The 18,569-nt window shown below is 45.5% G+C and carries 13 protein-coding genes; 7 read left to right on the top strand and 6 right to left on the bottom strand.

Features of this window, described 5'->3' with window-relative positions; translation table 11 throughout:
• Positions 1-10: 10 nt before the first annotated feature.
• Positions 11-718: a hypothetical protein gene (locus ACL9RG_RS14635; protein WP_422793350.1), complete on the bottom strand. Its 708-nt coding sequence runs from the start codon at positions 716-718 to the stop codon at positions 11-13.
• Positions 719-1,325: 607 nt separating this feature from the next.
• On the opposite strand from ACL9RG_RS14635, the gene ACL9RG_RS14630 reads away from it, so the two are divergent.
• Entirely contained in the window at positions 1,326-2,210 is an 885-nt protein-coding gene (locus tag ACL9RG_RS14630) for an esterase/lipase family protein (RefSeq protein WP_422793349.1), read from the top strand.
• A gap of 61 nt (positions 2,211-2,271) precedes the next feature.
• Here ACL9RG_RS14630 and fumA read toward each other — a convergent pair whose 3' ends face one another.
• Positions 2,272-3,918: a class I fumarate hydratase FumA gene (gene fumA, locus ACL9RG_RS14625; RefSeq protein WP_422793348.1), complete on the bottom strand. Its 1,647-nt coding sequence runs from the start codon at positions 3,916-3,918 to the stop codon at positions 2,272-2,274.
• Between the two features lie 304 nt (positions 3,919-4,222).
• Complete coding sequence (locus ACL9RG_RS14620; RefSeq protein ID WP_422793347.1) at positions 4,223-5,734, bottom strand: anion permease; 1,512 nt, start codon at positions 5,732-5,734, stop codon at positions 4,223-4,225.
• Positions 5,735-6,371: 637 nt separating this feature from the next.
• On the opposite strand from ACL9RG_RS14620, the gene ACL9RG_RS14615 reads away from it, so the two are divergent.
• Positions 6,372-9,149: a flavocytochrome c gene (locus tag ACL9RG_RS14615; protein ID WP_422793346.1), complete on the top strand. Its 2,778-nt coding sequence runs from the start codon at positions 6,372-6,374 to the stop codon at positions 9,147-9,149.
• A 63-nt stretch (positions 9,150-9,212) separates the two neighbouring features.
• On the top strand, positions 9,213-10,190 hold the full coding sequence (locus ACL9RG_RS14610; protein WP_422793345.1) for an FAD:protein FMN transferase: 978 nt from the start codon (positions 9,213-9,215) through the stop codon (positions 10,188-10,190).
• Between the two features lie 6 nt (positions 10,191-10,196).
• Here ACL9RG_RS14610 and dcuR read toward each other — a convergent pair whose 3' ends face one another.
• Entirely contained in the window at positions 10,197-10,916 is a 720-nt protein-coding gene (gene dcuR, locus ACL9RG_RS14605) for a two-component system response regulator DcuR (RefSeq protein ID WP_422793344.1), read from the bottom strand.
• The gene (locus ACL9RG_RS14600; protein ID WP_422793343.1) at positions 10,913-12,571 is read right to left on the bottom strand and encodes a sensor histidine kinase; all 1,659 of its coding nucleotides are present in this window, start codon (positions 12,569-12,571) and stop codon (positions 10,913-10,915) included. The genes dcuR and ACL9RG_RS14600 overlap by 4 nt, the downstream gene beginning before the upstream one ends.
• Positions 12,572-12,852: 281 nt before the next feature.
• Here ACL9RG_RS14600 and ACL9RG_RS14595 point away from each other — a divergent pair, with 281 nt between their 5' ends.
• The 3 genes from ACL9RG_RS14595 (at position 12,853) to ACL9RG_RS14585 (ending at position 15,917) form a co-directional block, all read left to right on the top strand.
• Positions 12,853-13,278 (top strand): DUF2231 domain-containing protein, encoded by a 426-nt coding sequence (locus tag ACL9RG_RS14595; protein ID WP_422793342.1) that lies wholly within the window; start codon positions 12,853-12,855, stop codon positions 13,276-13,278.
• Between the two features lie 9 nt (positions 13,279-13,287).
• Entirely contained in the window at positions 13,288-14,601 is a 1,314-nt protein-coding gene (locus ACL9RG_RS14590; RefSeq protein WP_422793341.1) for a PQQ-dependent sugar dehydrogenase, read from the top strand.
• A gap of 422 nt (positions 14,602-15,023) precedes the next feature.
• Complete coding sequence (locus ACL9RG_RS14585) at positions 15,024-15,917, top strand: GNAT family N-acetyltransferase (RefSeq protein WP_422793340.1); 894 nt, start codon at positions 15,024-15,026, stop codon at positions 15,915-15,917.
• On the opposite strand, the gene ACL9RG_RS14580 is transcribed toward ACL9RG_RS14585, so the two are convergent.
• A complete protein-coding gene (locus tag ACL9RG_RS14580) occupies positions 15,914-17,779 on the bottom strand; it encodes a sulfatase-like hydrolase/transferase (protein WP_422793339.1) in 1,866 nt (621 codons plus the stop codon). The two genes, ACL9RG_RS14585 and ACL9RG_RS14580, sit on opposite strands and share 4 nt — an antisense overlap.
• Positions 17,780-18,068: 289 nt before the next feature.
• On the opposite strand from ACL9RG_RS14580, the gene hpaR reads away from it, so the two are divergent.
• On the top strand, positions 18,069-18,527 hold the full coding sequence (hpaR, locus tag ACL9RG_RS14575; RefSeq protein WP_422793338.1) for a homoprotocatechuate degradation operon regulator HpaR: 459 nt from the start codon (positions 18,069-18,071) through the stop codon (positions 18,525-18,527).
• The last annotated feature ends 42 nt before the right edge of the window (positions 18,528-18,569 follow it).

Below are 18,569 nucleotides of genomic sequence, written 5' to 3'. Positions count from 1 at the left end.
AATTTTATCATCAATGAGTCCTCATTATTTTATTAATTGATTTTTTCTTTTCAAGAATTCGCCTACCGTATGAACTATATTCACGATTTTGACTGCCAATAGGTGATGATATTGATTGCAAGAAGTCATTTTTACTTCTTTGGATCCCTCTGTTGTACCTAGAGCCTGCCAAAATTATTTGCTCGTCAGTTAAATTGCTTGTGTCTTGAATAGTCGGGTTATCGAATAAAATCAATTTCCGTAGATGTTGTGCAACGATTCGTATGTTGAAAGAATCTGAAAGTAAACACGTAGCTAGCTTGTTTTGTTGAGTTATTGTTAATTTCTCAGGAGATAAGCCTATTGTTTCGGCTGCGACTTTCAACTGTATAGCAATTAATCCCACAGAGGTTGCATTTGATTTTGTGTTATCACCCGTAATTGTATCAATTATGAATTGACGAAATGGTAATACACCCATGGATTTTAATCGATCGGGTGCGCCTCCAACCTCCGATACTGCTACACCAGCTAATAATACTGGGATTTTTTCTTCCCGTGCAACTTGAGTGATAAGTTTCCTATGATAATTTAGATACGCGGCCTTATAAGCCCATAGATAATATTCACCGGTTAAAAAATATATATCATTAGGTAGGAGTTTATATCGAGCTGTTCCAAATAAAGTGAATTTTGGAAAGCCTTGTTTATCTACTTTGCAGTACTCATTGTAAAACATGCTAAAAATCCTTTTAAAATGTTTGTACGTAAATAAATGAACATTATTTATCTGTCAAAATAACATAGGCGATACCAGGCTCTACGCTAAGCATTTTTCCCGTACATGTCTAATAAAAAATAAAACCATTTCATTCATGCTGAAAGATATGCCGTACTCCACAAACGAGGCCATTTCTTGATTTGACATTCTGGTATTGTGTTTTTGGTAACCATTGAACCAAGGATAACCGCTAACCATGTTGCTTGTTGCTGCCGTCTAGGCTCCGCTATCGATGCCACTCTCACTCAATTCGCATAAAAACAAGAATAAACAAAAATAAATATCATTTAAAAACAATGAATTATTCTATTTAAGATAATTATTACAATATTTATTGTTTTGTAAATACAATTTATGTTGTAGAGTCTGTTCATCGAATGAAGTTCGATGCGGCTTAGGATGATACCCGCACCGGTCAGGATGATGGGGAGACTTCTTTAATGATATCGATGCTCCTGATTGCAGGAAGCCGAAGGAAAGAAGTCTGGTGATAGTAACGTGCGACATAAGTCGCTAACTCAATGCCACATTGTTGTGGTTTATAATAATAAAGGAATCATTAATCATGCCTCAGAACTCAACTTTGAAATATCCGGTTATTTTGGTCCACGGCCTGCTTGGCTTCGATAAAATCGCGGGGATCTACCCTTATTTCTACGGCATCCAGCAGCCGATGGAAAAAGCGGGGGCGAAAGTGTTTGTTGCCAGCCTTTCAGCCCAAAACAGTAACGAAGTGCGCGGTGAGCAACTGCTGGCCTATGTCAAAAAGGTGCTGGCAGAAACCGGGGCGAAGAAAGTCAACCTGATCGGTCACAGCCAAGGTCCGCTGGCATGCCGCTATGTTGCTTCAACCAACCCTCAGTTGATTGCTTCCGTGACCTCAGTCAACGGTGTTAACCATGGTTCAGAAATTGCCGACCTGGTACGTTTGGCATTAATCCCAGGCCGCCTTCCTGAGTTGGTGGTTAATAGCATCATGTCGGCATTCGGCACATTCGTATCAATCATCAGTGGCAAGCCTTCATTACCGCAAGATTTTATGGCCTCTATTGATGCGTTGACCACTGAAAATGTGGCGAAATTCAACGCTAAATATCCTCAAGGTTTGCCTGCAACCTGGGGCGGTCAAGGGAAAGAGTTAGATAATGGCGTTTACTACTACTCGTGGGGTGGGATCGTCGGCTATAACCCGATCAATGAGGGGATCAACAACCTTGACCCGCTACACCATGCGATGATTGCGATGTCATTGTTGTTCACCAAAGAGCGCGATCAGAACGACGGTCTGGTCGGTCGTTACAGTATGCATTTGGGCAAGGTGATCCGTTCTGATTACACCACTGACCATGTGGATGCGATTAACCAATTGGCCGGTGCTGTCAGCACCAAAACCGATCCGGTAAAACTGTTTGTAGACCATATTGAGCTGTTGAAATCAAAAGGTCTGTAATTGCGAATTAATCGCTCATAACGTAAAGCCCTGCTAAATCAGCAGGGCTTTTTACTTCAGATTACTTCACACATTTCGCGCATTGATTTGCGTGGATTTGTTGGAAGAAATCATTGCCCTTGTTATCAACCAGGATAAACGCTGGGAAGTTTTCTACTTCAATTTTCCAGATAGCTTCCATACCCAATTCTGGGTATTCAACACATTCCAGACTCTTGATGCTTTGTTGCGCCAAGACTGCCGCTGGCCCACCGATGCTGCCCAGATAGAAGCCACCATGTTTGTGACATGCATCCGTTACCTGTTGGCTGCGGTTGCCTTTTGCCAACATGATCATGCTGCCACCATTGGCTTGCAGCAGATCGACATAGGAATCCATACGTCCAGCGGTGGTTGGGCCAAGAGAGCCTGATGCATAGCCTTCTGGCGTTTTGGCCGGGCCCGCGTAGTAAATCGGGTGATCTTTCACGTACTGTGGCAGGCCTTCACCATTATCGATACGCTCTTTGAGTTTCATGTGGGCAATGTCACGTGCCACAATGATGGTGCCACTCAGTGAAAGACGGGTAGAAACCGGGAATTCAGACAACTGAGCAAGGATCTCCGTCATTGGGCGGTTTAAGTCCACTTCGACTACGTCGGTTTCACCTTTTTGACGCAATGCTTCTGGGATGTATTTTGCTGGGTTGTCTTCCAGTTTTTCGATCCAGATACCATCACGATTGATTTTAGCCTTGATATTACGGTCTGCTGAGCAAGAAACCCCCATGCCAACCGGGCAAGACGCGCCATGACGTGGCAGGCGCACAACGCGAATGTCGTGGGCGAAATATTTACCACCAAACTGTGCGCCCAGGCCGAGATTCTGCGCTTCTAACAGCAGTTCTTGTTCCAGTTCTACATCGCGGAATGCCTGACCGTGTTCGTTACCTTCGGTTGGCAGGCCGTCGTAGTAGTGGGTAGACGCCAGTTTTACCGTTTTCAGCGTAGCTTCGGCCGAGGTTCCTCCGATAACAAAGGCAATGTGGTACGGCGGGCAGGCAGCCGTTCCCAGCGTGCGCATTTTCTCAACCAGATAGTTTTTCAGCTTGCCTGGGCTAAGCAGCGCTTTGGTTTCTTGGTAGAGATAAGTTTTGTTAGCAGAACCGCCGCCTTTAGCGATGCACAGGAATTTATATTCGTCACCATCAACGCTATACAGGTCAATCTGCGCCGGCAGGTTGGTGCCAGTATTTACTTCTTTGTACATATCCAGCGCGGCGTTTTGCGAGTAGCGCAGGTTATCTTCGATAAAGGTGTTGTACACGCCTTTTGACAAGCTTGCTTCGTCACCGCCGCCTGTCCATACGCGCTGGCCTTTTTTGCCCATAATGATCGCGGTACCGGTATCCTGACAGGTTGGTAATACGCCTTTAGCCGCGATCTCGGAATTTCTTAGGAATTGTAATGCGACATATCTGTCGTTTTCGCTGGCCTCAGGGTCGTCAAGAATGGCAGCAACTTGTTGTTGGTGCGCAGGGCGCAGCATGAACGACGCATCGTGAAACGCCTGTTTTGCTAACAGAGTTAAGCCTTCTGGGGCTACTTTTAGCACTTCTTCCCCGTCAAACTCACTGACAGAAACGTGGTCACGGGTTAGCAGATAATATTCGGTATCCTCTTTGGCGAGAGGAAAGGGATTTTGATAATAGAAAGCTTTATTCGACATTGTTTTCTCACTTAATCCGTTATTGCCGCCATGGGTACAGCTGTTGTGGAGAGAACACGAGCGACATTTATATTCGTTTTATAGTCAAAATAATTGCCGTTGCATCCAGGCTGAAAGGGAACGCATCCCGATGCGCTTACTTTTGTAAGTGGTTCGGGCCAGTGAGCGCCGCTAACGTAGAAGCAACTACAACTATGAAGGGTATCTATGTTGCCAGCCTAAGCTACTGGCTGGCAACCGGGAAAAGATGTTTTATTTCAGTAAATGCCATGTTAATGATTTGAGTGGCCTTAGTTGGCTACTATCAGAACAACATCGACATCCACGGATAACCAATCACAATCAACGCGACCAGGAAAAGCCCACCGAAAATAGTCCCTAAACGCCAGTAATCTTTGGTTGGAAGGTAGCCGCTGCCGTAATAAATTGGGCTTGGGCCGGTGCCGTAAGGGGTGATAATCCCCATGATACCTAGTGATGTCACTAGCAGCAGGCAGAACACTTGCATATTCATGCCCGGAATGGTGGCACCGATGGTCAAAATAGCAGGTAGCAGCGCAGTGGTATGGGCGGTGCTGCTGGCAAATAGGTAGTGCAGCAGGTAAAACGCCAGCAGCAGGACAATAGTAGCAACGCCCGGGGAGATACCGCTCATTAGCACGCCGCCTTCCTGGCCTAACCAGCTAATGAATCCAGTGCGGGATAAGCCATCGGCCAGCGCGACTAATGTGGCGAACCAAACAAATGTATTCCAAGCGGGTTTATTGCTGGTGATATCGTTCCAATCAAGCACGCCGGTCCATAGCATCAAGGTGACAACTAACATGGCAGCCATGGCTGGTTCAATCCAACTGGCGGCGAAAATCCACATGACTAGCGCCGCGCAAACGAACAGCAGCAGTAAGATCTCATTACGTGATAGTTTGCCCAGTTTTTCCAGCTCGCGACTGGCCCAACGCGGCACTTCATCATTAATTTTTACTTCTGGTGGATAGAGCCAGTAAGCCAGCAGCGGCATGGTCAGCAGCAGCAACAGACCCAGCGGCAGAAAGGCGATAAACCATGTACCCCAGGAAATATTAATACCGACAATGCTTTTCACCAGCGCCAGCGCCAACAGGTTAGGAGCCAGCGCCGACAAGAACATTGAGCTGGTGATACAGGCTGCGGTAATCGCCACCCACATCAGATAAGAGCCAATTTTACGTGCGCTTGGATCGTTTGGCTTAGAGCCATACAGCGGCGGCAAGTTAGCAATAATCGGGTAAATAGTGCCGCCGCTACGCGCAGTGTTAGAGGGGGTGAAGGGTGCCAGCAGTAGATCGGCAAAGGCGATGGCATAGCCGAGAGTCAAGCTGCGACGGCCAAGATATTTCACCAGAATCAGTGCCAGACGGCGTCCGAACTGGGTTTTATCGTAGCCAGCAGCAAACATGAAAGCACCGAAAATTAACCACACGGTTGAGTTACCGAATCCGCTTACCGCCCATTTAAAAGACTGAGTGGCTATTTTGAAGTTAGGGTCGGCTAATTCTGCTGGACTGAACAACAGCCATTGTCCAAATAAAGCGATAACGACTATACCTGTCAGGCCGATAACCGCTCCTGGCAGTGGCTCGAAGATTAAGCCGACAATGACGCCAACGAAAATGGCGAAGAAATGCCATGCGTAGGGCGGGAGTCCGTTGGGAACCGGGACGAATAATAACAACACTGCAACGAGTACTGGCAGGAACATAAAGAACAGGCGTTTTTTATTGCCGCCTGATGCTTTATCCGCCGATGGTGTAACCATAGCTTTTGATATGTTAGTCATTTTTTTTGTCTACAAGTTGTTGAGAATTTTTTTGAGAATTTTTCATACACATAAATAAGATATTTTTTATTTTCTAGTTATTAATTTTAGTTAAGTGATGTTTCTTGATTTATTTAGCTTCTTTGCTTTCTTTAGTTACTTAATGTGGGGTTTTATTTTATTTTTGTTTTTTAATTTTTAAGTTAGTGGCTTTGTTTTTATCTCTGAGCATATTTATATAATGCTATTTATCTGTTTTTTTCTAATTGATCTAGATCAATAAACTGTAATGCGTCATAAATATATAACCTCATAATTCACATGTGATTTGTGTGGTTATCTTCTGTTTTTTTTGCTTATATTTATGTGCTTAAAGATTTTTAGCTCTCTGATTCATCGCTGGTTTTTTAACTTGATGTGATGGTTTAAAATTCCTTGATCTAAAACAATATTACCTTTCTATTTTCATGGCTGGGATTAGTTTTATGTGTTTGATCAATTAAAAATGATCTTTCAATTAAGTAATTAATGTCATGACTTTTTAAACTAAATAAAACTATATATTGACGTTATAAGATCGGATGCCAACTAAAATAAATTAAATTATCCGATGGCGAATTTATAGAATATTAAATGCTTATGATTGGAGTTAATTATCATGAAGAGTCAAAATCGGTTATTACAGCCTTTCACCTTGCCGAACGGCAGCGTACTTAAAAACCGCTTTCTTATGGCCCCGATTACCACCTGCACAGGGTATTATGACGGCACTGTAAATCGTGAATTGGTCGAGTATTATCGCGTTCGTTCCGGCAGTATTGGTACAGTAATCGTTGAATGTTGTTTTATCGATGATAAAGGATTGGCATTCCCAGGGGCGATTGGTATCGATAATGACAGCAAGATTGCCGGTCTGGCAAAAATTGCGGCGGCGATAAAATCCGCAGGTTCCAAAGCCATTTTGCAAATCTACCACGGTGGGCGCATGAGTGAACCTAAGCTCATTGGTGGCCAGACGCCTGTGGCCCCAAGTGCATTGGCTGCACCGCGTGAAGGGGCGACAACGCCAACGGCACTAAGCGCGCAGGAAGTGGATGAGATGATTGCCAAATTTGGTGAGGCGGTACGTCGTGCCATTGAAGCAGGGTTTGACGGCGTAGAGATCCACGGTGCAAATACATATTTGATCCAACAGTTTTACTCACCCAATTCTAATCAGCGCGATGATAAATGGGGCGGAAGTCGCGAAAACCGCGCGAGATTCCCGCTGGCAGTGCTTGACGTTGCTCATCAGATGGTAAGCCAATATGCCGATCCTTCTTTCATTATTGGCTACCGTTTCTCACCGGAAGAAATTGAAGAGCCGGGTATTCGTTTTGTTGACACCATGTATTTGCTGGAACAGCTGGCGGTGCGTGGTCTGGATTATCTGCATTTTTCTACCGGTCATAGCCTGCGGTCATCTATCGTCGATACCTGCGACCCGACGCCACTGATCGATAAATATGTGACGATGCGTTCGACAACGCTGGCGAAAATCCCGGTGATGGGGGTTGGCGGCGTGGTGAATATGCAAGATGCCGAACTGGCGCTCGAACACGGCTACGACATGATCGCCGTCGGTAAAGCTTGTATTGCTTATCCTGACTGGGCAGATCGCATTATTAGTCAGCAGAAACTTGAGCTGTTTATCGACAGCACTCAGCGTGAAGCGTTGAATATCCCGGAACCGCTATGGCGCTTCTCTCTGGTGGAGGCGATGATCCGCGATATGAGTATCGCATCTAAGAAATTCAAAGCCGGTATCTTCAACGAGAAAGTACAGGATGACACATTGACGTTAGCAATTAACGTTAGTCTGGAAATCGACCGTATTGCCGATATTGCATTGGACGCCGATGCTGATCTCGACGTTGCTTTCACTACCAATTTTGAAATCATTCGTTCGCGTATTCTTGATGCCAACAGCCCACATGTTGATGCAGTCAGCGGTGCGACCACCCAAAGTGAAGCGGTGAAAAAAGCGGTCTCTAAAGCAATAGCAAAATCCTGTAAAGCACAGTTATTAGAAGAGGGCGGTAGTTTGTCCGAACCACAAAACTATGATGTGGTAGTCGTGGGCAGCGGTGGTGCTGGTTTAGCGGCGGCGATCCAGGCCTGTGACGAAGGGGCCAAGGTGCTCATCGTCGAGAAAATGCCAAGTATCGGCGGTAATACCATCAAAGCTTCGGTGGGGATGAATGCAGCAGAAACTCGCTTCCAAAAACTGAAAGGGATTAACGACAGCAAGGATCTGTTCTATCAAGAAACCCTGAAAGGCGGCCAAGGTAAAAATGATACTGTGCTGCTGAAGCAGTTTGTGGAATATGCACCGCAGGCGGTCGAGTGGTTGGCAGAACATGATATTGAACTCAGTGACATCACTATCACCGGTGGGATGAGCATCGATCGTACTCACCGCCCGGCCGATTGCAGTGCGGTAGGCGGCTTTTTGATCAGCGGTTTGGTGAAGAATATCAATAAACGCCAGATAGATGTGATGCTCGATACTGCGGTAACGGACATCCGTTATGTTGATGGTGCAGTAGCCGGTGTTGAGCTGCTTAACGATGAAAATGAGACGCTGATAATTAACGCTAAAAGCGTGATTGTGGCTACCGGTGGCTTCAGTGCTAACCGCGATATGGTCGTGAAATATCGCCCAGAATTAGACGGTTTTGTTACCACTAACCATCAAGGTGCGACGGGGGGAGGTATAGCCATTCTGGAGAAGATCGGCGCAGGAACCGTTGATATGGGCGAGATCCAAATCCATCCGACGGTTGAACAAAGCACCTCGTATCTGATCTCCGAGGCAATTCGTGGTGGCGGTGCTATTTTGGTGAGCCAGGCAGGTAGGCGCTTCTTTAATGAGATGGAAACCCGCGATAAAGTTTCAGCACAGATTATTGGCCTGCCAGAGAAATCCGCATATGTCGTCTTTGACGAACAAGTACGGATGAAAAATAAGGCGGCAGACGAGTATATTGCCCGCGGCTTTGTAATTAGCGCAGATTCTCCGCGTGAACTGGCACATAAACTGGATATGGATTTTCATGCCTTCCTGGCCACGTTGGAAAATTATAATCTGGCCGTCGATAAGCAAAATGATGCCGAATTTGGTCGTAAAACCGCGCTGCGCCATCCGATTAATCAGGGGCCATTTTATGCCATCCGTATTGCCCCCGGTGTGCACCATACTATGGGCGGCGTTACCATCAATACACAAGCCTGCGTGCTCGATAGCCAGCAGCAACCGCTTAACGGTGCCTATGCGGCCGGTGAAGTGGTCGGCGGCATTCACGGTGGTAATCGTATTGGTGGCAATGCCGTTGCAGATATCATTATCTTCGGTATTCTGGCAGGCCGTAATGCGGCGTCTTACGCCATGAAATAGCGGCTAATAACCTGTATCGCCTTGGCGATACAGGGGTTCATTTCTTTGATGCAGGTGATTTCAATGACGACAGACCGCCGTATTTATTCTTATTCTGCTGTGTTGATGGGGTCCCCGATTCTTCTCAAGCTCTTTGAGCATAACGAGAGTTTGGCTGCCCGTGTTTTCCGATTGATTAAAGCGCATGAGAATATACTCACGGTGAATCGCCCACATTCTGACATTATGGCAATAAACCATGCGGCGGGTCGGCAGCCTGTTGTTGTTAGCCAGCCGATTTTTGAGATTATCAAGCGGGCTAAAGCCGTTAGCTTGCTGGAAGGTAGCTGTTTTAACTTCACTATTGGTCCGTTGGTGAAGCGATGGAAAATTGGCTTTAGCGGTAATACGGTGCCAGATAGTGATGAGCTTCAGGCGCTGTTAGCGTTGACTTCCCCCGATGATGTGCAGCTTGATGAGTCATCTCGTTGTGTTTTTTTGGCTAAAGCAGGGATGGAAATCGATCTCGGGGCAATCGCTAAAGGCTATATTGCCGATATCGTGAGGGATTTTTTACAGCAGGAACACATTGAAAACGCGCTGATTAATCTTGGTGGTAATGTGCATACAATTGGCGCAGGCGATGATAATGGCGCACGCGAAGAAGGCGGTTGGGCTATTGGCCTTAAAAAGCCTTTTGCCGATGCCGCTGCTTTGATTGGTGTTATCAATGTAGCGAATAAGTCAGTGGTGACATCGGGCATTTACGAGCGCTATTTTGAACTGGACGGGCGTTGCTACCATCATATTCTTGACCCTAAAACGGGCTATCCGCTCGATAACGAATTGTTGAGTGTGACGGTGATTTGCGATGATTCCATCGACGGGGATATCTATACCACGCTGTTATACGGCATGGGCGTAGAAAAAAGCCTCGCGTATTTGCAACAATGTGCAGATATCGAGGCTATTTTTGTGACCAGAGACCAGCAGGTGATCTGTTCTTCTCAGCGGCAGTTCAGCTTCGCGCTAACCGATACTGCCTATCGTCTGGCTAACTGACAGCGGCTACTGGCAATACTGTTTCAGCAATGCGCTGTGCTCCGCCTGTAGCCGGTAGCGATACACTGGCCTGCCGGTGACACCATAATGAATACTGGTGAACAGAATATGGCTATCGGCCAGCCAGATCAGATATTTGCGGCACGACACGCGGGAGATATTTACCGCTTGCGCCAGTTCATCGGTTGAGAATTCACTCTCAGGATGGGCATCTATCCATTGGCACAGCGTACGTAAGGTCTGTTGTGTTAATCCTTTCGGCAGTTTTTTGTCATCGACAACCGGGTGATGATTACCATGAATTAACTGGTCGACGTCCGATTGCTCATAATATTGATGCGTATCCATCAACTTCTTTTTCTGCTGCCAGCCGGTCAGCGCTTCCTCAAAGCGGGAGAAGTGGAAAGGTTTTATCAAATAATCGACCACACCGTAATTCAACGACTTTTTTATCGTTGCGGCATCCGCCGCCGAAGAGATGACAATGACATCAATCGGTCGCCCGCTGCTACGCAACTCCGGCAGTAAATCCAGCCCGTTATCTTGCTGCATATAAACATCTAGCAAAATCAGGTCGATAGATTGCTGGGTATTCAGGATAAACTCTTTTGCCTGCTGCAACGTTGAGGCCGTTCCACAGCAAGCAAATCCAGGTACCTGACCGATATAGCAACGGTTCAGTTCTGCAACCATGGCATCATCATCGACTACCAAGACATTGATCATGCCATTTTCCTCTCACTATCCCAGGGAAGTTGTACAAAAAATTGGGTATATACATCGGGTTCTGACTCAACGCCAATTGCTCCACCAAGGCTTTCTACCTGCTGTTTCGCCAGGAAGAGCCCAACACCATGTTCCTCACCCTTCGATGAAAAACCTTTCTCAAAAATAGCGTCAAGATACGCAGGCGCAATACCGGGACCATCATCACTGACTTCACAGTTGAGCCAGCCATTTTGGTAGTGCAATAGCAATCCAATCTCGCCGTCGGGTTGCTCGCCCAGCGCATCGAGTGCGTTCTCAATCAGATTACCGAGCACGGTAATCAGTGCCGCAACCTGGTTCTCATTGGGATTGTCAGGCAGCAGGCTATCATCGCTGAGTACCAATCGATGCCCGTTATCCGATGCACGGCTAATCTTACTTAACAAGAACCCTGCGATAACCGGCGATTTGATTTTTAACAACAAAGATCCAATCTCAGTCTGATAATTGTTAGCGGTTTTGAGAATGTAATCTTCAAGCTGCGCATAGCTTTTCATATGCAGTAGTCCAAGAATAACGTGCAACTTATTCATGAATTCATGCGAGCGCTCACGCAAAGAATCGGCGTAGTTTACCATGCCATTCAAGCGCTGGATCAACTGACTGACCTCGGTCTTATCCCTAAAGGTACAGATTGCACCAATAATGACGCCATTGTTACGCACCGGTACGGTATTACTCAATAACAAACGGCCTTTGAAGTTAATCTCTTCATCTCGTAGAGGGATACCGGTATGCAGCACGTTATGTAAACCGAAAATCAGCGGTTGGGATTCACTGCTATTATCAAAAGTGGTTCGCCCTGCGGCGAAGGTTTCCTGAAAGATTGTTCTGGCGGTCTGGTTGATAAGCGTCACGCGAGCGTCTTGGTCTATAGCGATAACCCCTTCTTTTATCGACTGCAACATCGCCTGGCGCTGTTCAAACAACGTAGATATTTCATAAGGTTCCAGACCGAAGAGCATTCGCTTTAGGGCGCGCACTAGCGCAAAGGTGCCTAGTGCACCCACGACGATACTAAATAATACTGTCCATAAAATACTCCAGCGGCTGTGGTTGATTTGCTTGGTAACATTTTTCAGGGAGATGCCCACTGCGACTACGCCAATCTGCTTATGTTGGCTGTCATAAATCGGGGTGAATATGCGAAGCGCTTCGTCGAGTACCCCGTGATTAATGCTGACATTTTCTTTGCCCAGCAGCGCAGGAGCTAAGTCACTACCGATAAAGCGTTTATTAATAATTTGGGTATTCGGATGTGAGAAGCGGATGCCATCCATATTTGTCACGACCACAAACAGCAGGTCATTTCTTTTTTGCACCGCGCTGGCAATCGTCTGAATCACACCGCTATCCGGTGGCGCTGAAAGCGCCTGTTTAATCGTCGGAAGATCGGCAAGCGTTCTGGCGACGGTCAGTGCTTTTTCTTTCACTGCGTCACGAGACATATTAGCCACTTGGACGAAATAGAGTGAGTGCACTGCCAACAACACCGAGATAATGACTGCACTAAGCATCAATATGACCGAGGTACTGAGTTTCATCGGCTGCTTATGTATATGCGGATCCACTGAATGCGGATGTGGTAAACGAGGGTGCTGCGAGTCGCTCATTGGAGTCCCGAAGAGAATAAGTCAGGTAACCGTTATTGATAGCTTATGGTCCACGTTTGCGTCTTGAGTGTCCAGCTTGTTGATATATCGGTTCTTAAGAAACAAATTTACTTTATATACCTAATGAATGTGTATTTTCCCTCGTAAGAAAACGGTGTCGCCATAATAGCTTTTTAACATTTAATGCTAAATAAACCAGTCGAAATTGTTCAAAATTGAATAATTGAACGATTCTTTAACAGTTTACAAACATTTGGAAAGCATTTAATGGAGAGACCAGAATGACGACGCAAGTTGCAGTACGGCACTCAACATTTGCCGTGGCGGTTTATGAGTTACTCAATCCAATACCTTTTGGCTTTTTTACGGCGGCTCTCATTTTCGACATTATCTATGTCTGTAATGCTGATGTTCTCTGGACGAAAAGCGCCAGTTGGTTAATCGCCATCGGGCTGGTTATTGCCATTATTCCTCGTGTGGTGAATCTGGTTCAGATATTTGGTAGTAAAACGTGGCCGCAAACCTCATCAGTTAAAATTTACTTTTGGTTAAACCTCGTGGCAGTGGTTGTTGCCATTGTTAATGCATTTGTACACAGCCGGGATGCTTATGCTGTCGTACCTGAAGGCCTGATACTCTCTATCATTGTGGTGGCATTACTTGGCATCGCAAACATTTTGTTAGCTGTTTGCCCGCGCCTAAAATAAGGAGGCCCCATGAAAAAGAATCTGCTTATCGCGCCAATTGCGATCGCCATTTCAGCATCTGTGTTACTTAGTGGCTGTGATGATAAAGATAACGTGAAGCCAGAACAGCAAATTGGTGCAGATCCGGTATTACCTGCAGCCAAAAACTTTTTATTACCGCCAATGCAGGTGCCTAAAGGCGTAGGTTGGAAAGAAAATCAGTTACCCAAAGTTGCTGAGGATTTGAAAATTGAAAAAGTGGCCGATGGATTTTTACACCCGCGCCAGCTTTACACTTTACCCAATGGCGATGTTCTGGTGGTGGAAGCGAATGGACCGGGCACTGAGCCTGTTACCTCACCAAAACAGTTGATTGCTGGCTTGGTACAAGGAAAGTCAGGGAAGTCGGGTAAAGGGGGGAATCGTATTACGTTATTGCGCCAGAATGGGGAGCATCAATGGGAAAAACATACTTTCCTTGAGCACCTCAACTCGCCATTCGGCGTGCAGTTAATTGGCGATACGCTGTATGTCGCCAATACCGATAGCATAATGAAATATCATTATCAGACCGGCGATACGCAGATTACCGACCCAGGGAAAGAGCTAGCAGACTTACCTGACAGAGTTAATCATCATTGGACGAAATCGTTGCTCGCCAGCCCTGATGGCAAACTGCTTTATGTGGGCGTCGGTTCTAACAGTAATATTGCTGAAAATGGTCTGGATATAGAGTATCGGCGAGCGGCAGTATTAGAGGTTGATGTGGCTACGGGCGCCAGTCGAATTTTCGCCAGTGGTTTACGTAATCCAACCGGATTGCAGTGGGAACCGCAAACGGGCAAGCTTTGGACCATTGTTAATGAGCGCGACGAAATTGGCGCAAATCTGGTGCCAGACTATCTGACCTCCGTAGAGGATGGGGGCTTTTATGGCTGGCCTTACAGTTATTTTGGCCAGCATATTGACCAGCGTGTTAAGGCTCAGCGTCCTGATTTAGTCGCCAAGGCTATTAAACCTGATTATGCGCTTAGCTCACATGTCGCGCCTCTCGGCCTGCTTTTCTATAGCGGGTCTGCATTACCTGCGGATTATCAAGGTGGCGCATTTATCAGTGAGCATGGTAGTTGGAACCGCTCACCGCTAAGCGGTTATCAAGTAACGTATGTCTCGTTTAAACAGGGCAAGCCTGTCGGTGTGCCAAAGCCTGTTGTGACGGGTTTTGTTTCTGACGATCAGAAAGAACTCCATGGTGCCCCTGTTGGGTTAGCTGTCGATAAATCAGGCGCATTATTAGTGGCTGATGATGTTGGTAATACTGTGTGGCGCGTGAGTGCTAAATAAGCACGATGCAAATTATTTCTGAACATTACCAGTAATATCTAAGAAGTTATTTTGTGAATCTATTTTTAACAGCAGTAATTTGGAATCTAAAAATAGCTCAGAATACATCAAGCCCATCCGTCTTTTGATGGATGGGCTTTGTTACAGAATCATACGATTATAATCAATCCCGCAATAGATCACTTTCCAATCAAATAATAGTAATTAATCCAAATAAACAATTGTCATTTCCACCTGTAGGGCTATAAACTCTGACTCAGCTTGGTTACTACCCATGAAAACCATCAGACTTAAAATCTGATAGGATTTTTCTGGGATGTAATCGGCTTCAATTGCATTGAATTTAATGGGAAATTAACATTTTTCATTTTTAGCAAAGATATTCTTATATCAAATAATAACAATAATAAATAGGAAGTAGAATGAATTCACTTTATCGCATGTTAGGTTGGCAGGAATCTTCCTTTGATGACTATCGACAGGCTTATGCGATTTTTGGAGGCAGCGTACTTAGCGATCCGCGCATACTGCAGTTTATTCATCGCCGCTTTAATCTTAATGAACGCTATTTTATTAAACGTGATCGCGCTAATGAAATTGTTGGTGGCGTTTGTGTTTGGGATAACCATTTTGTTGCCGGTGACCAGCGTGTGGCTTGCAAGCATGGTATTGATCGTTATCCACTCAATTTTGATGAATTAGTTTTACCTATTAAACTTTCTCACAGCACTGTGCTGCCGTTTCGTACCAAGTTTCTTTCTAACCTTAATCAATGTGCTTTACGCAATAGCAGCCATTTATTGAATGCCCGCCGGGAAGTCAGCATTGTTCGCGATGTCAGTGCTAAAACCCGGAGTTCGCGCAACCGGGAACTGAATAAATTCCTCAAGGCAGGGGGCAGCGTACACTGTGTTAGTGAATATGATCATGAAAGTCTGATGAACACCTATGCAGAACTCTATTTTCAGCGCCGCAATCAGCGCATTGACATGGATACAACGCGAGAGCTGCTAAGCGAAATCCCCGATCTGATGTTTGGCCATATACTGGCGTTCAACGGTGAACCTTGTGCTATGCAATGGGTGGTGAAATCGGAAGATCATCGGCAGGTATATCTGGATTATATCAATGCCGGTATGAATCTCAGTCTATCTCATCTTTCGGTAGGAACTCTTGCCGCCTGGGTAAATGTGAGGGCAGCACTGGAGTATGGTGAAAGGCATCAAAAGCAGGTGCGTTTTAGCTTTGGACGCCCGACGGGTGATTATAAAGAGCGTTGGTGCGATCGTGAGCCGCTTTATCGCGTGATCGCTTAATCTTTCATTAATCGCTTGAATTGCTCGATAGTCAGATCCCAAGCGAGGTTTTTAGCGTCAGGCATCGCGGGCATAAAGCTGCCATCATCGATGCCAATCTCCCGGCGAATTAATAGATTAAGTTTAGTATTCATCTCCATAATCAATGCTTGGTAACGCGTTTTATCTTGCGCCAGATTATGATTTTCCTGCGGATCGTTGAGCAGGTCATAAAGCTCTATATCATTGTAAGATAATAAGCTTTCCCACGTTTCCGGTGTGTTATGTTCTCGTAGCGAGAAGTAACGGGCAAACTTATAACGACCATCGTTGATCATCCGTGTCGCTGAGCGGTGGCTAAAATCGGGCCTTAATTGTTTTATTTCTGAGCTTATCTGCGCCGCATCCTTCGTTTTATCGTGCTGTAGCGTGACGATTTTATGCAGATAATTGGAGTCGGCATATAAGATCATCCCATAGCAATATAGCGCCGCATCGCGTATGCCATTTATCCCCAGTTTTTCGGGAGCGTAGAGGAACTGACTGATGTCATAGCCTTTTCTGTTGCCCAGCACTTGTTGCTGCTTATCTTTGGGTAATCCGGTTAATCCGATTAACGTAGGGACTAAATCTAAATGGCAGGTGAGCGCCTGGCAGCTTCTTCCTCCCGGATAAGCTGGATGTGAGATGATAAAGGGAACGTGGATTTGTTCTTGATAAACCGATGCGCCTTTGCCGTGCATTTGATGAGCGCCACCGAGCTCGCCGTGATCGGCAGTAAATACGACGATGGTTTTTTCTGTCAACTGTAAATCATCCAGCTCGGTTAATATGTGCTCAATATGCGTATCTGCGTCGCGAATACAGTTAAAGTAATAATCCAAAAATTTACGCCACCGCCAGTCTTCATCAGGGAATTGACCTTCCATTGCTGCCTGAGCGTTCTGATATTCTACATGTGCAGCGGGACGGCCTGGCTCGGTAAAGCTTTGGTGCCGATTTGTCGGCAGGGGATAGTCAGGCCAGCTTGCCTGATACAGCGTATTATTCGGAGGTTGCGTGGGGGATAAAGTATTATTATTTTGATCCAGTGCTCCTTTCCACTGAACTTTTTCGTCAGGTTTATCAGTATCAATAAACATCACGTCATGTGGATTGACTAAATTTACAGCCAGAAACCAAGGCTTTTTTTGCGCCTGAATTGGCTGCCCTTTACTCCTTAGCCAATTAATTGTTTGTCCCGCAGTGATTGCGTCATAAAAATATCCACCTTTACTGCTGCCGATAATATCGCCAATGCCGTGATAGTCAGAAAAGCCGTATTTATCCATTACCTGATGCAGTTCCGGCGTTGGAATTTCCCCGACGTCAATATCAGCATTCTTGATATTTTCTAGCGGCCTCTCTAGTTTTTCTGCCAGATGCCATTTTCCTTTATAGGCACTGTAATATCCCAAACGTCGCATCATATGACCAATGGTGCCTAGCTCAGGATCAAGATCATAGGGCATCCAGGGCAGTCCCTGATTATCAAACATTCGGGTTTGTGGCATATGTAAGCCGGTATACATCACCGAGCGTGAAGAGGTGCAGACATTGCTATTATTTTGATGTTGGCGAAAGGTAGTACCGGTTTTCATCAACCGCTCACGCCCCGGTACAGGGAAGGGATAGCGTTCGAAAAAGCGCTCCTGATCGGTGGTTATCAACAAAATATTATAACCGGCAGGAACATTTTTCGGGATCTCTCCGCTGAAGGCTTTATCCCAACTGCGGCTAGCGGGCTGTTCAGTACTTGCTGCGGTATGACTTAATATTCCACCAGCTGCAATAATGCCGGCGTGAGTCAGCAGTTTACGGCGGGATAAATTAGTGCCCTGCATATAAGCTCCTTGGTAAAGGTGGGATTAATTATTTTATTAATATATTAACGTTTAGAATAAACCGTCATTGCTCCTTTATGCAGCAGCGTGAATTTTATTTGTGATGAAGCTAACAAATTATCGAGCGTAAGTTTAATTTAACTATAATTATTAAAGTGTTATATGGTACTCATTGTTTTGACTACCGCGTGAAGTTTGTTTCATTGCTGTTGCGAAGAATTATCAATATTAACTTGTTAATAAATTTGTGTATTATTAATAAGGTTTTGATCAGAACAGAGGTACAAATATGCATGAGTCACTAACAATTGCACTGCTACAAGCACGAGAAAGTGCGATGGGATTTTTCCGTCCAACGTTGAAAAGTCATAATCTAACGGAACAACAGTGGCGTATTGTGCGCGTATTAGCCAGCAGTCGTTCGATTGAATTCCATGAGCTGGCTGCTAAAACTTGTATCTTGCGTCCCAGCATGACCGGGATTTTATTACGTATGGAGCGTGATAATCTAATTTTTCGACTAAAACCAGTCAATGATCAGCGCAAATTGTATGTATCACTTACCCCTCAAGGGCAAGCATTGTACGAGGCAATACGCCATAAAGTAGAGCTGGGATATCAGGAAATTGAGGCCGCATTTTCGAAACAAAAAATGGATCAATTGATGATATTACTTAATGAGTTGATTGTGCTGAGCGAAACATTGCCACCTTCTTCAGTATTGGGCAGCACTGAATCTGGCGACTAGTATAAAATCGAGAGAGAATTAAATAAGAGTAAAATAGCCCTT

Origin of the sequence: Rouxiella sp. Mn2063, from assembly GCF_049319665.1 — a bacterium.
GTDB lineage: Bacteria > Pseudomonadota > Gammaproteobacteria > Enterobacterales > Enterobacteriaceae > JBMOUD01.
Note: the sequence above shows the minus strand (reverse complement) of the source record. Positions and strands in the feature narration are given on the sequence as shown.

Excerpts from the sequence above, each read along its gene's own strand:
- ACL9RG_RS14595 (WP_422793342.1), top strand. The coding sequence starts at position 12,853 with ATGACGACGCAAGTTGCAGTACGGCACTCAACATTTGCCGTGGCGGTT.
- ACL9RG_RS14620 (WP_422793347.1), bottom strand. The coding sequence starts at position 5,734 with ATGACTAACATATCAAAAGCTATGGTTACACCATCGGCGGATAAAGCA.
- ACL9RG_RS14600 (WP_422793343.1), bottom strand. The coding sequence starts at position 12,571 with ATGAGCGACTCGCAGCACCCTCGTTTACCACATCCGCATTCAGTGGAT.
- dcuR (WP_422793344.1), bottom strand. The coding sequence starts at position 10,916 with ATGATCAATGTCTTGGTAGTCGATGATGATGCCATGGTTGCAGAACTG.
- ACL9RG_RS14590 (WP_422793341.1), top strand. The coding sequence starts at position 13,288 with ATGAAAAAGAATCTGCTTATCGCGCCAATTGCGATCGCCATTTCAGCA.
- ACL9RG_RS14630 (WP_422793349.1), top strand. The coding sequence starts at position 1,326 with ATGCCTCAGAACTCAACTTTGAAATATCCGGTTATTTTGGTCCACGGC.
- ACL9RG_RS14580 (WP_422793339.1), bottom strand. The coding sequence starts at position 17,779 with ATGCAGGGCACTAATTTATCCCGCCGTAAACTGCTGACTCACGCCGGC.
- ACL9RG_RS14635 (WP_422793350.1), bottom strand. The coding sequence starts at position 718 with ATGTTTTACAATGAGTACTGCAAAGTAGATAAACAAGGCTTTCCAAAA.
- fumA (WP_422793348.1), bottom strand. The coding sequence starts at position 3,918 with ATGTCGAATAAAGCTTTCTATTATCAAAATCCCTTTCCTCTCGCCAAA.
- ACL9RG_RS14585 (WP_422793340.1), top strand. The coding sequence starts at position 15,024 with ATGAATTCACTTTATCGCATGTTAGGTTGGCAGGAATCTTCCTTTGAT.
- ACL9RG_RS14615 (WP_422793346.1), top strand. The coding sequence starts at position 6,372 with ATGAAGAGTCAAAATCGGTTATTACAGCCTTTCACCTTGCCGAACGGC.
- hpaR (WP_422793338.1), top strand. The coding sequence starts at position 18,069 with ATGCATGAGTCACTAACAATTGCACTGCTACAAGCACGAGAAAGTGCG.
- ACL9RG_RS14610 (WP_422793345.1), top strand. The coding sequence starts at position 9,213 with ATGACGACAGACCGCCGTATTTATTCTTATTCTGCTGTGTTGATGGGG.